Annotated in this window: 13 protein-coding genes and 1 pseudogene; 10 read left to right on the top strand and 4 right to left on the bottom strand. The window is 36.2% G+C overall.

The window, feature by feature from the left end; genetic code table 11:
- Window positions 1-907 precede the first annotated feature (907 nt).
- The 5 genes from BLT04_RS14355 to BLT04_RS14335 all read left to right on the top strand — a co-directional run bounded on the left by BLT04_RS14355 (window position 908) and on the right by BLT04_RS14335 (window position 5,218).
- Window positions 908-1,498 (top strand): TetR/AcrR family transcriptional regulator, encoded by a 591-nt coding sequence (locus BLT04_RS14355; RefSeq protein WP_089756491.1) that lies wholly within the window; start codon window positions 908-910, stop codon window positions 1,496-1,498.
- 79 nt (window positions 1,499-1,577) lie between these two features.
- Complete coding sequence (locus tag BLT04_RS14350; RefSeq protein ID WP_089756490.1) at window positions 1,578-2,675, top strand: alkene reductase; 1,098 nt, start codon at window positions 1,578-1,580, stop codon at window positions 2,673-2,675.
- Between the two features lie 27 nt (window positions 2,676-2,702).
- The gene (locus BLT04_RS14345) at window positions 2,703-3,431 is read left to right on the top strand and encodes an SDR family oxidoreductase (protein WP_089756489.1); all 729 of its coding nucleotides are present in this window, start codon (window positions 2,703-2,705) and stop codon (window positions 3,429-3,431) included.
- 16 nt (window positions 3,432-3,447) lie between these two features.
- Window positions 3,448-4,215 carry an SDR family oxidoreductase gene (locus BLT04_RS14340; protein ID WP_089756488.1) on the top strand — a complete coding sequence of 256 codons (768 nt, stop codon included), beginning with the start codon at window positions 3,448-3,450 and terminating at the stop codon, window positions 4,213-4,215.
- Between the two features lie 4 nt (window positions 4,216-4,219).
- Window positions 4,220-5,218, top strand: coding sequence for an NADP-dependent oxidoreductase (locus BLT04_RS14335; protein ID WP_089756487.1), 999 nt, complete (start codon window positions 4,220-4,222; stop codon window positions 5,216-5,218).
- Window positions 5,219-5,837: 619 nt separating this feature from the next.
- On the opposite strand, the gene BLT04_RS14330 is transcribed toward BLT04_RS14335, so the two are convergent.
- The 3 genes from BLT04_RS14330 to BLT04_RS19180 form a co-directional block, all read right to left on the bottom strand.
- Window positions 5,838-6,947, bottom strand: coding sequence for a PAS domain-containing sensor histidine kinase (locus tag BLT04_RS14330; protein WP_089756486.1), 1,110 nt, complete (start codon window positions 6,945-6,947; stop codon window positions 5,838-5,840).
- On the bottom strand, window positions 6,940-7,695 hold the full coding sequence (locus BLT04_RS14325) for an alpha/beta fold hydrolase (RefSeq protein ID WP_228421999.1): 756 nt from the start codon (window positions 7,693-7,695) through the stop codon (window positions 6,940-6,942). Before BLT04_RS14325 ends, BLT04_RS14330 begins: the two co-directional genes overlap by 8 nt.
- A gap of 139 nt (window positions 7,696-7,834) precedes the next feature.
- Window positions 7,835-8,041 (bottom strand): response regulator, encoded by a 207-nt coding sequence (locus tag BLT04_RS19180; RefSeq protein ID WP_089756484.1) that lies wholly within the window; start codon window positions 8,039-8,041, stop codon window positions 7,835-7,837.
- A 284-nt stretch (window positions 8,042-8,325) separates the two neighbouring features.
- Between BLT04_RS19180 and BLT04_RS14315 the strand changes: the two genes are divergently transcribed.
- The 3 genes from BLT04_RS14315 (at window position 8,326) to BLT04_RS14305 (ending at window position 10,826) form a co-directional block, all read left to right on the top strand.
- Window positions 8,326-8,922 carry a Crp/Fnr family transcriptional regulator gene (locus BLT04_RS14315; protein WP_228421970.1) on the top strand — a complete coding sequence of 199 codons (597 nt, stop codon included), beginning with the start codon at window positions 8,326-8,328 and terminating at the stop codon, window positions 8,920-8,922.
- A 70-nt stretch (window positions 8,923-8,992) separates the two neighbouring features.
- Window positions 8,993-9,922 (top strand): alpha/beta fold hydrolase, encoded by a 930-nt coding sequence (locus BLT04_RS14310; RefSeq protein WP_089756483.1) that lies wholly within the window; start codon window positions 8,993-8,995, stop codon window positions 9,920-9,922.
- A gap of 7 nt (window positions 9,923-9,929) precedes the next feature.
- Window positions 9,930-10,826 (top strand): NmrA family NAD(P)-binding protein, encoded by an 897-nt coding sequence (locus BLT04_RS14305; protein WP_089756482.1) that lies wholly within the window; start codon window positions 9,930-9,932, stop codon window positions 10,824-10,826.
- 369 nt (window positions 10,827-11,195) lie between these two features.
- Here BLT04_RS14305 and BLT04_RS14300 read toward each other — a convergent pair.
- Window positions 11,196-11,371: pseudogene (locus tag BLT04_RS14300) on the bottom strand (histone H1).
- A 269-nt stretch (window positions 11,372-11,640) separates the two neighbouring features.
- On the opposite strand from BLT04_RS14300, the gene BLT04_RS14295 reads away from it, so the two are divergent.
- On the top strand, window positions 11,641-13,056 hold the full coding sequence (locus BLT04_RS14295) for a hypothetical protein (RefSeq protein ID WP_089756481.1): 1,416 nt from the start codon (window positions 11,641-11,643) through the stop codon (window positions 13,054-13,056).
- Between the two features lie 149 nt (window positions 13,057-13,205).
- Entirely contained in the window at window positions 13,206-14,858 is a 1,653-nt protein-coding gene (locus tag BLT04_RS14290) for a T9SS-dependent choice-of-anchor J family protein (protein WP_089756480.1), read from the top strand.
- Window positions 14,859-15,119 lie beyond the last annotated feature (261 nt).

Raw genomic sequence — 15,119 nt, 5'->3', positions numbered from 1 at the left:
CACCTACACAACTATTTTGTGTGCTAAAAGATTAAAAATGGAGCCTATTGAAAATTACAAACTGAGGTTCTATGACAACGGCCATTTGGTTGCCTTTGAAGGTACAGACTATCCTTTTATCAGACAACCGCATCATATTCTGATGTGACTGAGGTTAGGAATATATTTAATATTATATAAACTACTTCCTCAAAGCAAGGCAATGATCACCTGGAACTGATACGATGATAAAACTTAGAGGTCGTTATTCTGAACATCTGTTGCTATCTAAAAAAATAATGCCGAGTAAACTATCGTTTTTCGGCATTATTTGATATCTGAGTGCCATTTTACGAGATTAATGAGATATTTTGCCATATAATGAATAATGAAGCGCCTATGAACGACTGGAATATTCCAAGTATATTGAAAGCATACTTCGAAAAGACATGCTTTAGTAAAAGCTATAGAAAATATTGATATTGATCTGCATTGGTAGTTTTGGCAAATTATAGTAAGTCATAGAATGATGGGTATGCTAATATTTCATGCGGAGTGAAAAAATCCGCTTCAACGAACTAATTAATTTTGAGATACTGATTAGCTCACAGATCAAAATAGTGGCTTTTGAAACTTTTTGAGTGATCATTGCAGATTTGATCTGGTGCAGATGTTTATATTATAAATTTATTAATTGCAGTTAGCATTTTATGAGTTCAAGCACCTTTGCATGGTTCATAGACTAGTTTGAGTTTCTCATTATTACAATTTTAATCCACAGATTTTTATTTTATATAGATAACAAAGTCAATGGTTTTAATTTCAGTTTTATGGTTATCAAAAAATTCAATTAAAAATACAACAATGAAAAATAAAAAATGACTGCATAATATACTTTTTAGTATATTTGCATTATAATTCAAAACCAATGTTGACCAAAGCAGAAAAAACAAAGCAATTTATTCTGGAAACCGCTGTGCCTCTGTATAACAAGAAGGGTATCTCTGGCGTGAACATTGACAATGTGTTGGATGAAACAAAACTGACCAAAGGTTGTCTCTACGGTCACTTCGAAAATAAAGATGACCTTACCGAGCAAGTGATTGAATTGATGCTAAAGAAAGTGTCTGACAAAATGCATTTGGCAGTTTCAAATGCTAAAACAACCAAAGCGAAAATATCAGCCTTCTTGGATTTCTACAAAGACCCAATAAACACTTACATTTCAGGAGGTTGTCCAATTTTCAACACAGCCGTGGAAGTAGATGACAATTTCCCGGTCATCAAGCAAAAGGTTGCAACATTGTTCAGAGTCGGGCAAGAAGGACTTAGCTCTATTTTGCGAGAAGGCATTGCGAACGGCGAATATTCTACCAAACTCGACCCTGTTGTTTTTGCATTCAAACTTGTGGCATCTGTAGAAGGCGGTATTGTAATGTGCCGAACGATGGACACGATGAAACCGATGCAATCACTCATCAAAAATCTAAAAGCAGAATTAGAACAATACGCGATTTAATTTTTTTTAATTAAAAATAAACTAAAAAGTATATTTTAATCACAATTAATCATAAATAAAATTTAAAAACAACAAAATTATGAGTCATACAACATCATTATTTGAGCCTTTTCAACTCAACGATTTAGAACTAAAAAACAGAATGGTAATGGCGCCGCTGACCCGTAGCCGTTCCGACAATCCAGAACACACCGCCACAGAATTGAATGCAAAATATTACAGCCAACGTGCATCAGCAGGTCTTATTATTTCAGAAGGAACTGTCATCAGTGAAGAAGCAGTTGGTGTTATCAACGTTCCGGGCATTTACAGCCAGGCACAAATTGAAGGATGGAAACTCACCACCTCAGCAGTTCACGAGAAAGGAGGTAAAATCTTTGCTCAACTTTGGCATACGGGCGCCAATTCACATCCCAACCATCACAATGGCAACGCTCCTTTAGCACCATCTGCGTACAACCCGAATGTGGAAGTCTTCACTCCTACCGGATTCAAAAAAAGTGAAAGTTCAAGAGCGATGAGCATTGATGACATCAAACAAACGGTGTCAGATTTCAAACAAGGTGCAATCAATGCTTTCGAAGCTGGTTTTGATGGTGTGGAATTACACGGTGCGAATGGCTATCTGCTACAGCAATTCTTCAGCAAAAACAGCAATCTGCGTGAGGATGAATATGGTGGTTCGATAGAAAATCGTGCAAGAATCCTATTCGAGATTTTGGATGAATTGAAAAATGTAGTAAATCTTAGCCGTGTAGGAATCCGCCTGAATCCTTCTTTAAATGGCATTATGGGAATCTCCGTAGATGACGAAACCATTGAATTTTATAATTATGTAGTTACTAAATTAAACGAATATGGTTTAGCCTACATCCACCTCATTGAGCCATTTACGGATGTTTCAAATAATCCAAACGCGATACAGGAAGTTGCAAAACATTTCCGCAAAATCTACAACGGTACCATCATCATCAACAGAGGATTCAACAAAGAAACAGCTACCAAAGTACTGAATGACGGCGATGCCGACCTTGTATCTTTCGGTGTTCCTTTCCTGGCAAATCCGGATCTGGTAGAGCGATTCAAAACTAATGCTCCTCTCAACGCTCCCGACCAAAGCACATTTTACACACCTGGCGAAAAAGGCTACACAGATTATTCATTTTTATCAGAATAATTTTCAACCAAATTTTTAAATATTAAAATGAAAACGACAGGAAATACCATATTCATCAGTGGCGGAAGTGCCGGAATTGGATTGGCAATTGCCAAAAAACTAAGTGATACAGGCAATCAAATCATCATTAATGGAAGAAATGAAGCGCGTCTTCAAAATGCCTTAAAAGAATTGGATAATGCCGTTGCTATCGCAGGTGATCTATCTTTGGAAGCAGACCGAATCCGAATCGCAGAGGAACTCAAGACAAATCATCCGAATCTGAATATCATCATCAACAATGCCGGTTCTGCATTTATGAATGACCTCAGCAACAGCGAAAACAACGCTGCTGAAAAAGCATATGAGGAAATCAACACCAATTACATCAGCGTGATTCATTTCACTTCGTTGGTTTTGCCACAATTATTAGAACAAGAAGATTCGGCAATCGTCAACATTTCTTCGATTGCGGTGTTCAGATCAAACAAATTTTTGCCCACCTACTCTGCCAGCAAAGCCGCGCTCCACAGTTACACCCAAGGATTGCGGGATACTTTTGCAGACAATGACAAATTGAATGTTTATGAAGTTTATCCGCCATTGGTCAATACAGAATTTTCAGCAGAAATTGGTGGTGCTAATGGAATTCCTGCTTCTGAAGTTGCAGATGAGTTGTTTTTGGCTTTAGAGCAAAATCAGTTCGAAGTTCCGGTTGGCGATACGAAAAACATCCATAATTTGGTAAATCCGATCACAGAGCAGATTCCTCATTAATTTTAAATTTTCTATTATGAAATTACAAGGAAAAAGCATTTTGATCACAGGTGGCGCGTCAGGAATTGGACTCGAAGCGGCGAAGCAATTTTTAGCAATTGGCGCCAAGGTGATCATTACAGGAAGAACCCAATCGAAACTGGATGCGGTGAAAAAAGCATTTCCATCTATCGTCACGATACAAAGTGATGCCGGAAAAGAAGCTGATGCTCAATCTCTTTTTGAACAAGTAAAAGCATTAGGAGGAATTGATATTTTATACAATAATGCAGGCGTCCTTGTGCCGCCTGCAAATCTCGGTATTCCAAATGATAAACATCTTGAAGGGGCAACGTACGAAATGGAAGTTAATTATATGGGTGTCATCAGGCTGAATAATCTTTTTTTGGATATGCTAAACTCCAGAAATGAATCTGCAATCATCAATACGACTTCGATATTGAGCATCACGCCTTCATTAATTGAGGCAACTTATTCTTCCTCTAAAACCGCATTGGCATTTTACACCATTTCGCTTCGGGAACATTTAAAGATCATTGGAAGCAAAGTGAAAATCTTTGAATTGATTCCACCACTTGTTGCAACAGAAATGACCGTAGAAAGAAAAGATAAAAAAATAACGCCTGAAAAAATGATCGAAGGTCTCATCAATGGTTTGTCAAAAGACCATTACACCATCCGGGTAGGTGACGCAAAAATTTTTAGCTTTATTAATAGATTCTTCCCGAAAATTGGCTTTAATATCATCAATCCAAAACAAAGTCATCAACTTTTAAAAAATTAATAAAATGAAAGCTTTCCTCATCAACAATTACACGAAAGATGGACTTCAGCTTGCAGATGTTCCTGCGCCAACAGTCGGTGACAATGACGTTTTGGTAGAAGTCCATTCTGCCAGCATCAATCTTTTGGATTCGAAAATCAAAAAGGGCGAATTCAAATTATTTTTACCTTACAAATTTCCATTGATCTTAGGACACGATGTTGCAGGAATCGTCACGCAAGTTGGAAAAAATGTCAAAAAATTCAAGGTGGGTGACGAGATTTATTCAAGAGTTTCAGATTTTCACATCGGAACTTTTGCGGAATTTATTTCCATTAATGAAAAAGATGTCGCCCTTAAACCAAAAAACCTGACGATGGAAGAATCCGCCTCAATTCCTTTGGTAGCACTGACTGCGTTGCAAGCATTGGTTGAAAAAGCAAATTTGAATAAGGGACAAAAAATCTTTATCCAGGCCGGTTCAGGTGGCGTGGGAACTGTAGCGATTCAATTGGCAAAATATCTGGGAGCAAATGTAGCAACGTCCGCGAGTGAAAAAAGTTTTAAACTATTGAAGAGTCTCGGAGCAAATGTTTTGATTGATTACAAAACGCAGGATTTCGAAACATTGCTTAAAGATTATGATGTCGTACTCAACAGTCAGGATAATAAGACATTACAAAAATCAATCAACATTCTTAAACCAAACGGTCAGGTGATTTCTATTTCAGGTCCGCCAACTCCGGATTTTGCCAAAGAAATGGGATTGCCTTGGTATTTAAAGATTGTGATGTCGTTGCTTAGTTTCAGCATCAGAAGGAAAGCCAAAAAGCGAAATATCGACTACTCTTTTCTCTTTATGAAAGCCAGCGGAAATCAATTGGAAAACATCGCAAAACTTATTGAAGCCGATATCATCAAACCTGTAATCGATAAAATCTACACTTTTGAACAGACCAGTGATGCCCTTCAATATGTTGAAAGTGGGCGTTCTAAGGGAAAGGTCGTCATTAAAGTTAAGTAAAGTCAGTAAAATTTCTTTACAGCAAATATCAAATTAACGTTTAAAATTCAACCTATGCCTGAAAAGGACGCTACATAATGAGCTACCAGAAAAGGTAAAAGTATGTATTCGTGTCAGGATCATCAAAAAAAGTCAATAAACAACATAGAAAATCATGATATCAATTTTCGGGAATCTTTTAAACTTACCAAGATGCATAATTTTTTCAATATTCCAACGGTTTTATTACTTTATTTTTGTTGATTTTGCTATTTACTCTACTAAATTCTATCTACTTTTGAAACAAAAGAGAATTTTTCTATGCAGTCGTATACTGACATGCCTAACTCTATTTCAAAACTACAGGAAGCTATTATTTTCCTGGGATGCGGACAGCCGTACTCCTAATGGTTTCGGGATGCATAGCCATTTATTGTTTTTTTATTTAAAAGAGATTATCACATCTTAGCGGATTACAAGAAATAATTCACCTCTTTTTTTCCATGCAGGTGTTTTGCTCAATATAACTGATAAAACAAGATCCTAGTAATAATGTGACAATATAGAGCAATCCTAATCTAAATAAGCAGAGAAAGCACAAGTCAACTCATGAAGTCATGTCTGTAACAAATATAGATACTTACGATCTAACCCTTAAAGAAAAACATGTTTTATCATCGTCTGAAGTGACGGATAGATCGCCGTTATGTGCTTTTGATATTTCTGATGCGATGTATAGTCCCAGCCCCAGTCCGTTTTGATTAGATTCTGTGCCGACCCTGTGAAAAGGGTTAAAAATATTCTTTATTGCTTCTTGTTCTATTTTCTGACCACCATTGATAACCGAAATCTGCCAGAATTCATCAGTAGCATCAGCATTGAGTATGATTGGAGAATCTGAGAAGCCATGTGTTATGGCATTTGCCAATAAATTAGAGACCAATTGCGAAATACGGCCTGGGTCGCATTTTACCTGATTCTTAATATTAAAATGAGATTCAATAGTTCTGTCTGGAAATGAAACTTTTAATTCATTGCTGACCTCATCGAGCAGCAATGACAAGTCAACCATTACCGGATTGATAGAGATCCCCCCTCCCAGCCTGCCACGAGCCAGGTCCATAATATTGCTGATCATTTCATACATTCTTTTAGAGCTTGATTGTATGATATTCATTAACTTTTTATCCCGGTCACTCAGTTCAGACCTGTTCAATAACTGAGCAGCACTCATCACCGCGCCAAGAGGGTTTCGCAGATCGTGACCGAGGACAGCAATAAATTGTTCACGAATTAAGGCCTGTTCCTGTTCGCTCTTTAAGTTTGTTTCCATAAGTTTTTTGGACATCTTAAGATTTTCCTCATATAGGCGCCTGTCAGTGGCCTTAAATAAGGTAAAACGCATAAAAACGGGTTTATTATTTTGATCTTTTCTCTCATAGCCATTGACATATACAGGAAGCTTTCCTTTACCTGTATCGGTCAGTTCAACAGACACCTCATCAAATTTCCCCTGTACACGAAGCATCGGCCAGAGATGTGTTTCAAAATAGATTTTGCTCCCTATTGAAAGAATGTCTGAGAAACGCTTGCCTGTATAATGGTCGGGAGTGCCATGCAGCCAGTTTGCTGCGCATTGGTTCATTCTTGTAATCTTTCCACTACCGTCAGTAATGACAAATCCGCACAATGACGATTCAAAAAAATCGTCAAAATCCTCTGAAAGATCGGGGTAATGTTTATCAGTCATTTAAAAAATCTCTAATTTTTGAAATCGTTTCTTCCGGAGCACTCAAATTGGGGCAATGGCCTGTTGCATTCATGATAACCAGCTTGCTCCCATCCATATGTTTATGCATATAATGGCCTACTTCTACCGGAGCAATTACGTCATCACGGCATTGGAGAATAAGGACAGGAACTTTTGTATCCGTCAGTATATGACGTTTGTCCGTTAAAAAAGTTGTTCTGGCAAAATGTTTTGCTATTTCCGGATCGGTTTTACAAAAACTGCTGGTCAGTTCCTCTCCTAGTTCTTTCCGTTCAGGATTGCCCATGATCACAGGTGCCATTGTCGCTGACCAGCCCAAATGATTGTCGTTCAGTGATTCAAGCAGTTCATCAATTTCAGTCCTGCTGAAGCCCCCTATATAATCTTTATCGTTGATGTAGGATGGTGACGGTGAAACCAGCACCAGCCTTGTAAATAAATCAGGCGCCATCTTTGCTGCCATAAGACCAATTAATGCACTGACCGAATGCCCTACAAAAACAGCGTTAGAAACCTTCAGTTCTCTTGCAATTTCAACAATATCTTCAGCATATCCTTCAAGTTGATCATATTTTACAAAAGAATACGCAGAAAGGTCGGAATTACCGGCACCCACATGATCGAAAAGAACGGTCGTATATTTTTCCTGAAAGGCAGGTGCTACGTAACGCCACATATTTTGGTCACAGCCAAAACCATGGGCAAAGAAAATAATGTCCTCTCCCATTCCCTTTATAGTAACATTATTTCTTTTAAGAACATCCATGGACACAATAGTTTTTGCAAATCTAATCATTTAATTGAGATCAAATTACCTTCTTCTTCAATTAAATAATTTAAGTTTGCGTGTCTGTCATTAGAGTGCATCAGTTCTTTGCGTTAGCGCTCATCATAATCACCGGAAGATCTTTTCCATGGTTATTGTTTTTAATATCCGCACAGAGGTCTATTTCAGATCCATCAGGAAGCTTAACATCAAATATATAGAGATCTGGATCTATATTGGCATCTCGTTTCGTAAATTCGCTTAGGGTCGAAAAAGATTTCACATCATAATCAGAAGAAAAGATCATCTCAACTACTTGCCTTATTCATATGTCATCTTCGACCACAAAAATCTTTTTCATTTCCTGATAAAGTAATAATGAAACCAATAAAAAAAAACAGTGACATAATTATAAAGAATATTATTCAGTAGCAAAGTAGACAGTAAAAATGTTAAAAATGAAAATTTATTATGTTTATTTTGTAAATTATCTTTGTGCGAGGGTCTTTAATGTATGAATCACACCGGGATTTAAAGAATGTCATGGAAGATCATATCATTTCTTTTCAAAAAAAAACTTAAGTCAGTCCCATGCGTTTAAAAAATGATTTATTGAAAAAATTAATGGAGAAATTTGTAAAATTTATTAAAACAATGGTCGGTATTGACGAAACCGAACTGAAAATTGTGCTCTCTAAATGCAGGAGAAAAAACGTTAGCAAAGGAACACTCGTCCTAAAAAAAGGACAGATCGCCCAACAGTATTTTTTTATTATTTCAGGAGGACTGCGTTTCTATTATGAAGGCGAGAACGGTGAAAATACAACATGGGTCGTTTTTGAAGATGAATTTTTCACTGAAATTTCGAGCCTTAACCCACAGAAACCAACAAGGTTTAACATCAGCGCTGTGGAAGATACAGAACTCGTCGTGATCGATAGAAAAGATATGGAATTTCTTTATGCGCACGTACCTGTATGGCAGGAATTCAGCAGGAAGATATGGGAAGAAACATCAGTTCGAATGATCGATCAGATCCTGAAGTTTCAGACCCTTACTGCGGAAGAAAGATATCTGGAATTCATGAACAACACAGAGATGTTAAAAAAGATACCGGTCAAACAGTTGGCAAGTGTTTTAGGGATAACGCCCAATGCTCTGAGCAGAATACGAAAAAACATCAGATAAAGTATTTACTACCAGATGGTAGATTTATGTACAAAAAGACGATTTATCTTTGTGTCAAATAAAAATCGACATGAACGAAAATTCAAATAGTAAAGGAGAAAAGTATGCTGATGACGAACTGATCAAGCATCTCCCCGGCTTCGAAAACAAATACACCACTGTAAATGGTATTAGACTACATTATGTTGAAGGTGGAACTGGCAAACCACTCATCTGCCTGCCCGGATGGCCACAGACGTGGTATTCACTACAACCCGTTGCGATGCAGCTTGCAAAAGAATACCGTGTTATTATAGTTGACCTGAGAGGCATGGGAACATCAGAAAAACCGCAGTCAGGTTATGATAAAAAAACAATGGCTGCAGATATTCATCAGCTGGTTTTACAATTAGGTCTTGAAAAAGTCAGCTTGATGGGCCACGACATTGGAGGGATGGTTGCCATGAGTTTCGCCTTTAACTTCCCTGAATCCACGGAAAAATTAATCGTTCTGGATGGCTCACATCCAAGTGAAGGAATGTACCAAATGCCACTCATACCCTCTTCCGGAACTTTCAATGAAAAAATGGACGGCGAAATGCCTTATGCCTGGTGGATGGGATTTAATCAGGTAAAAGGTTTGCCCGAGCAATTGTTGGAAGGCAGGTTTCATTTGCTGCAGGAATGGCTTTTTAATTATGTGATGATTGACGAAAGCAAAATGACCGAACTTGAAAGAGCGGTTTATGCAGCAGCTTACAATGATAAAGAAAGCATCCGAGCGTCCAACGCGTGGTATCAGACTTTTCAGCAGGATATTGAGGATTCCAAACATTATCCACATTTGACGATGCCGGTTTTAGGAATTGGAAGCTACATCAGCTACAATTATATGAATTACGGACTGCCTTTTGTTGCAACTGACCTTAAGGTCGTTGGGATTATGGACAGCGGACATTACTTGTTTGAAGAAAGACCACAGGAAGTGCTCGATATCGTATTGACCTTCTTAAAATCGTAAAAAAAATATGAAAAAGACAATTTTAGTTGCAGGTGCAACAGGTAATTTAGGACACAGAATCTGCAGAGAACTACTTCAACGAGGCGCCACAGTTAAAGCAATTGTCCGCGAATCAAGTGATACAGATAAAATAGAAATTCTTGAAAAATTAGGCGTTGAGGTAAGGATAATTGATTTAAATGATGTGAATGCCATAGCTGCAGAATGCGCAGATGCCGACTGTGTCATTTCCGCAGTCGCAGGATTAGGAGATGTTATTATTGATCTTCAGAAAAAGATCTTGGACGGCGCTATAAAAGCAGGTGTCCCAAGATTTATCCCATCCGATTTCTGTACTGATTACAATTTATTACCTGAAGGCGAAAATAGAAATTTCGATTTAAGAAGAACTTTTAAAAAGTACATTGATCAATCGTCTATCCAAGCCACATCTATTTTTAATGGCTGTTTTGCAGATATTTTGAAGTACAATACACCGATACTCAATCTGAAGGAAAAAAGTATCGGATATTGGGGTGATAAAGCTGATTGGAAATTGGATTTCACCACAATGGATGACACAGCAGCATTTACAGCGGAAGTTGCTTTAGATGATTCTGCCCCAATAAATCTTCAGGTCGCCAGTTTCCAGATCAGTCCGAATATGATCTTTGATGATGTTAAAGAAATTACCGGACAAGAATTCAATTTGCGTCAACTGGCAACATTAGAGAATTTCGCAGAATACATCAGGAAGCAAAGAGCAGCAGATCCGACCGGTGAAACCGAACTCTACGCAAAGTTTCAGCAGGGACAGTATATGTACTCGATGTTTACGACACAGCACAATGATTTAGCAACTGACCGTTATAATGGAATCTTATGGACTTCAAGCATTGATTATTTAAAAACGTTTTTAAAGTAGGAATTCCTTAAAAATATTGATTTGCCAGCTATGAAAATCTTAATCTCTTTTACAGCTAGTAAATTAATAATATTCTTACGTTTTTCTTGGCTACTTACCGATTTCGCCAGATAAGAATGAGATCACCTTTAAAAACACCATTATTCAGGATAGCCTATACTCTTATCACTCAGTTTGACTAAATATTTTCAAACCAATTTTAACTTTTAAAAGAATATTTTAAGCAAATTATTGAAATGGAATTACCTCAGAAGGAATTACTTCATTTGATCTAACTTTTTGATGCTCCATTACACAATATGTCTGATCAAATTTCAGCTTTAATAAAAGACCCTGCTTTTGCAGGGTCTTAACACTTTCGGGAAGGGTCTATTTCTTTGATTCCTCAACGGAAACTTTTCTGAAGTCCTTGAAAAGCTTGCTCAGTTCTAAAGCAGATTTTCTTGCTCTTGTACCTGCGGCCTTATTCCCTTTTTCAGATTGTTGGATTGCTTCAGTTGAAAATGCCTCAAACTCAGCGTTATCTTTTCGATAAGTTCTTTCATAATTTGATAATTTAAATTTTTTCAAATTTATTTCATCCGTGAATCTCGTAAATGATATCTAAGTGCATATTGTAAGAACTCTCAAACTACCAATCGAAATTTGCATTACTGACTAATGATGATAAAAATTTTATTGACTTGTAAAAATGTAAGATTAGCTAAAGTTAATTTGTATGAAAGATTATTTAGATCATGCATCTTTCCTATTCTCAAAGACAATTTTTTAAATATATTGTTAATAGCATATTTTTAAATATTTTTGTATCCATATGCAACATTTAAAACACATTAAAACTTTTCTATTTCTTTTTTTAAGCATCCTTGTTTTATCCCAAAATGAGCCGAATATCTTATATTTAAAGGCTAAGATTAATTTTAAGAACTTAGGAAAATCTCCTGAGATCGCATTTAAAACAGCAAAAAATATTGAGAAGGAAGCAGAAGCACTTAGTCCGAAGAATGAAAATGCATTTCTATTAGCTTTACAGACGCAATGTTCATATTTTGAAAAGAAATATGATTTTAAAAATTTGCTCGACACTAGCCAACATCTTGAGAGTGAAGCTAAAAATTCTCAAAACAAAGTATACGTTGCAATTGCCAAAGAGTTTCAGTTCAAAGCCTATATTTTCAGTGATTTGAAAGATAAAGCACTACTTCAGCTGGATGAAGGACTTAGTATATTAAATACTATACCTGATCAAAAAGATTCTTTGGTAATTAATACCAAATCAAATTTGTTCATCTCTTACTCAAATTATTACATCACTATTGATAAGCCAAGAGAAAGACTGAAATATATTAAATTGGCAATCCAAGAACATCAGAATTTTAACGACAAAAACTATAAAAAGAAACTTCAGTATATCGATTACTCTAATCTTGCTACGGTTTACGATCAGTTAAACAAAGATTCTGCAAAATATTATGCACAACAATCTTTGGCACTTGACAAGGATTACCAATTAAATGACATAAAATATTCCAACTATATTATCCTTGGAAAGATCTCTAAAGAGGAAAAAGATTACGCCCAGGCTCTTGCATATCTTAAACAAGCAGAAAAACTGAAAAATAACAGAAATCACCTGAATACACAAGAACTGTATGAAATAATAATTTCTATATATAATAAGCTAGGGGATGTCCATAATCAACAACAATATCAAATTAAATTAGATTCACTAAAAATCAACATTGTCGAAAACCAAAACAAATCTCTTCACAAAATTATTTCTGATAAAGAACAAAAAATTGATTTGGATAATTGGAAATGGCTCTATTTGGTAATTCCCATAGCAATTGCTTTGATTATTTATCTGGCTTTACATAAAAGAAAAAGTGAAATTGAAGAGCACAGAGATGTAATTAGTTTTCAAGAGCCAAATAAGAGTGAGGAATATTCAAAGCTTATCGAAATGTTTAAAAAGGGTGACTTGGCATTTATTACATATTTTAACGACGTTTTCCCTGATTTCTCAAAAAAACTTTTAGACATCAATCCCAAGATCATACAATCTGACATTGAATTTTGTGCTCTTTTAAAACTGAATATTCCTACAAAGGACATTGTAAGATACTGGAACATTGCCCATAGAACCGTACAAAATAAGAAATATATTATTAGGAAAAAATTAGCGATCCCAAAAGAAATCGACATTTACCAATGGTTTAATGACTTATAATTTCATTGTAAATTAACTAATTAGAATATAGAGTAGATATCGAGTATTCTATTTTGAGATTTAGAGAAGAATTAGAGAACCTACTTTTTACCTTTATATATAAAATTGTTATAAAATTGTCTTCATTAACAAATAATAATTTAAAGACAATGAAAAAAATTCTATTTTTCGTATTACTTCTACTTATAGGAGCATCTAACGCACAAGAAACAACTTATTGGAAAGATAACTTTGATGAAAAGGATATCTCAGACTGGACAAGGATCATATCTTCAGGGGAGGGTTATGGCTGGAGTGTTCTTCAATATCTGGATAGTAACTTCCAACCTACGGGAACACCTTTTCTATCTTCAGTATCATATACACAATTCAACAATATAGGATATTTACATCCCGACGAATGGGCAATAAGCCCACAAATTGATCTTACGAATGCGAGCGGGCAGTTAAAATTCAGCTGGCTGTTGTCAGAAAACAGATTTACTCCATCCCCAAACGAAGAGCATTACGAGATCTATATTTCTGAAGAAAAAACTCTGGCCGGAATGTTAGCTCAGCCGAAAGTTTATGAGGAAACCAATGTACCTCTTCAGCCTGAATCAAGATCAATCAATATTAATCAATGGAAAGGAAAAAAAATATATATTGGTATCAGACATCACAATTTGACTTTTGATATCGCAGTGGATCAACCCAACTCCGCGGTTAGGTTTGATGATCTCAAGGTATCAGCTTTTTCTGGTTGTACCACTGCTACATTTGGCCAATATCCACAATCTCTATTTATACCCACTTTAGATGGAATAAGGAATACGATTGTAAGTGATGGTGCTACGGGAGAATATTCCTTGGTTCAGTTAAAGGCTGGAGTTTCTTACTTTTTCTCAACATCTAATGCAACTATTTATAATACGATCGCTACAGAATCACAAGAAATTCTGGCCAGCGGATTTGGCGAGTTGCCTTATACACCTGCTATTGACCAGAACATCCGTTTCTATTCACATAAAAATACGGCTTGTGCAGGAGATCTTTCTGTATTCTTTGCCAGGTATGTAAGAACCTTGACGGCTTGTGAACAAAACAAAGTTACGGGAACTTCCAGTCAATATTTTGAGTTGGGTGGTACATCAAATCAGAGACTGGCCGTAGATGTAAGTGCACCGAGTACGGGTAGTTTTTCAGTATATGGTTTAGAGCCTATTATGACTGCGGATGCAACGACATTCAAGATTACATTTTATGAAAACACCACATCTGATCTTCCAGGTTCTGTTTACACGGTCAAAACACCAGTTTCCGTTAAAAAAGAACTGGTGGCAGGGAACTTTAACAAGTACACTTTGGCTTTTGACACACCAGTGGTGATAAATGCGGGTAAAACTTATTGGATGGAAGTCGAGTCAAATGCGACAGGATGGCAATCAATCAGTACTTCTCATTTTGGAAATTTTGGTGTTGGAAACAATGATCAAACTGGTGGGCTTTGGGTTAGTATGGAAGAGACAGGTGTTGACTTCGCTTATAATATCATTTGCTCCGAATACCTGGCAACCGAAGACAATCCATTACAAAATAAAATAGCATACTATCCAAATCCAGTAAGTGAGGAGCTAAATCTGCAATCTGGTAAAAAAATCAAAGATATCAGCCTTTACAACGTTGCTGGTCAAAAAGTATCTCAGACATTAAAACCGATCGATAACAAATTGGATATGAGAAAATACTCTCCGGGCATCTATATGATCACGGTAACATTTATCGATGGAAAGTCAGAAACAATCAAAGTAATTAAAAAGTAAATAAAAGTGTAAAAATCCTTTTTTCAATGTCCGGTTTATCCGGACATTTTTTTTAATCTTTGAATACTAATTAACACATAAAAAACAAGAGTTTTTATAAAAATTAAGGGTGGTCAATATCACTGGAATTTTTAATAACCCTGAGCTGATATATTTCACCAAGGGCAAACCATTTTTAAACTCTTTTTCTTCATCAAAATAGATATGTAAAGGTTTCTCCAAAGAAGTAGTGATGTCGCAATTGACGACTTTCCTCGTAAT

Origin of the sequence: Chryseobacterium soldanellicola (assembly GCF_900100115.1) — a bacterium.
In the GTDB taxonomy this organism is placed as follows: Bacteria; Bacteroidota; Bacteroidia; order Flavobacteriales; family Weeksellaceae; genus Chryseobacterium; species Chryseobacterium soldanellicola.
This window is presented reverse-complemented; position numbering and strand designations above follow the sequence as displayed.

What these genes read in the sequence shown, in the direction of transcription:
- BLT04_RS14355 (WP_089756491.1), top strand. Translation starts at nt 908, where the DNA reads ATGTTGACCAAAGCAGAAAAAACAAAGCAATTTATTCTGGAAACCGCT.
- BLT04_RS14350 (WP_089756490.1), top strand. Translation starts at nt 1,578, where the DNA reads ATGAGTCATACAACATCATTATTTGAGCCTTTTCAACTCAACGATTTA.
- BLT04_RS14345 (WP_089756489.1), top strand. Translation starts at nt 2,703, where the DNA reads ATGAAAACGACAGGAAATACCATATTCATCAGTGGCGGAAGTGCCGGA.
- BLT04_RS14340 (WP_089756488.1), top strand. Translation starts at nt 3,448, where the DNA reads ATGAAATTACAAGGAAAAAGCATTTTGATCACAGGTGGCGCGTCAGGA.
- BLT04_RS14335 (WP_089756487.1), top strand. Translation starts at nt 4,220, where the DNA reads ATGAAAGCTTTCCTCATCAACAATTACACGAAAGATGGACTTCAGCTT.
- BLT04_RS14330 (WP_089756486.1), bottom strand. Translation starts at nt 6,947, where the DNA reads ATGACTGATAAACATTACCCCGATCTTTCAGAGGATTTTGACGATTTT.
- BLT04_RS14325 (WP_228421999.1), bottom strand. Translation starts at nt 7,695, where the DNA reads ATGGGAGAGGACATTATTTTCTTTGCCCATGGTTTTGGCTGTGACCAA.
- BLT04_RS19180 (WP_089756484.1), bottom strand. Translation starts at nt 8,041, where the DNA reads ATGATCTTTTCTTCTGATTATGATGTGAAATCTTTTTCGACCCTAAGC.
- BLT04_RS14315 (WP_228421970.1), top strand. Translation starts at nt 8,326, where the DNA reads ATGCGTTTAAAAAATGATTTATTGAAAAAATTAATGGAGAAATTTGTA.
- BLT04_RS14310 (WP_089756483.1), top strand. Translation starts at nt 8,993, where the DNA reads ATGAACGAAAATTCAAATAGTAAAGGAGAAAAGTATGCTGATGACGAA.
- BLT04_RS14305 (WP_089756482.1), top strand. Translation starts at nt 9,930, where the DNA reads ATGAAAAAGACAATTTTAGTTGCAGGTGCAACAGGTAATTTAGGACAC.
- BLT04_RS14295 (WP_089756481.1), top strand. Translation starts at nt 11,641, where the DNA reads ATGCAACATTTAAAACACATTAAAACTTTTCTATTTCTTTTTTTAAGC.
- BLT04_RS14290 (WP_089756480.1), top strand. Translation starts at nt 13,206, where the DNA reads ATGAAAAAAATTCTATTTTTCGTATTACTTCTACTTATAGGAGCATCT.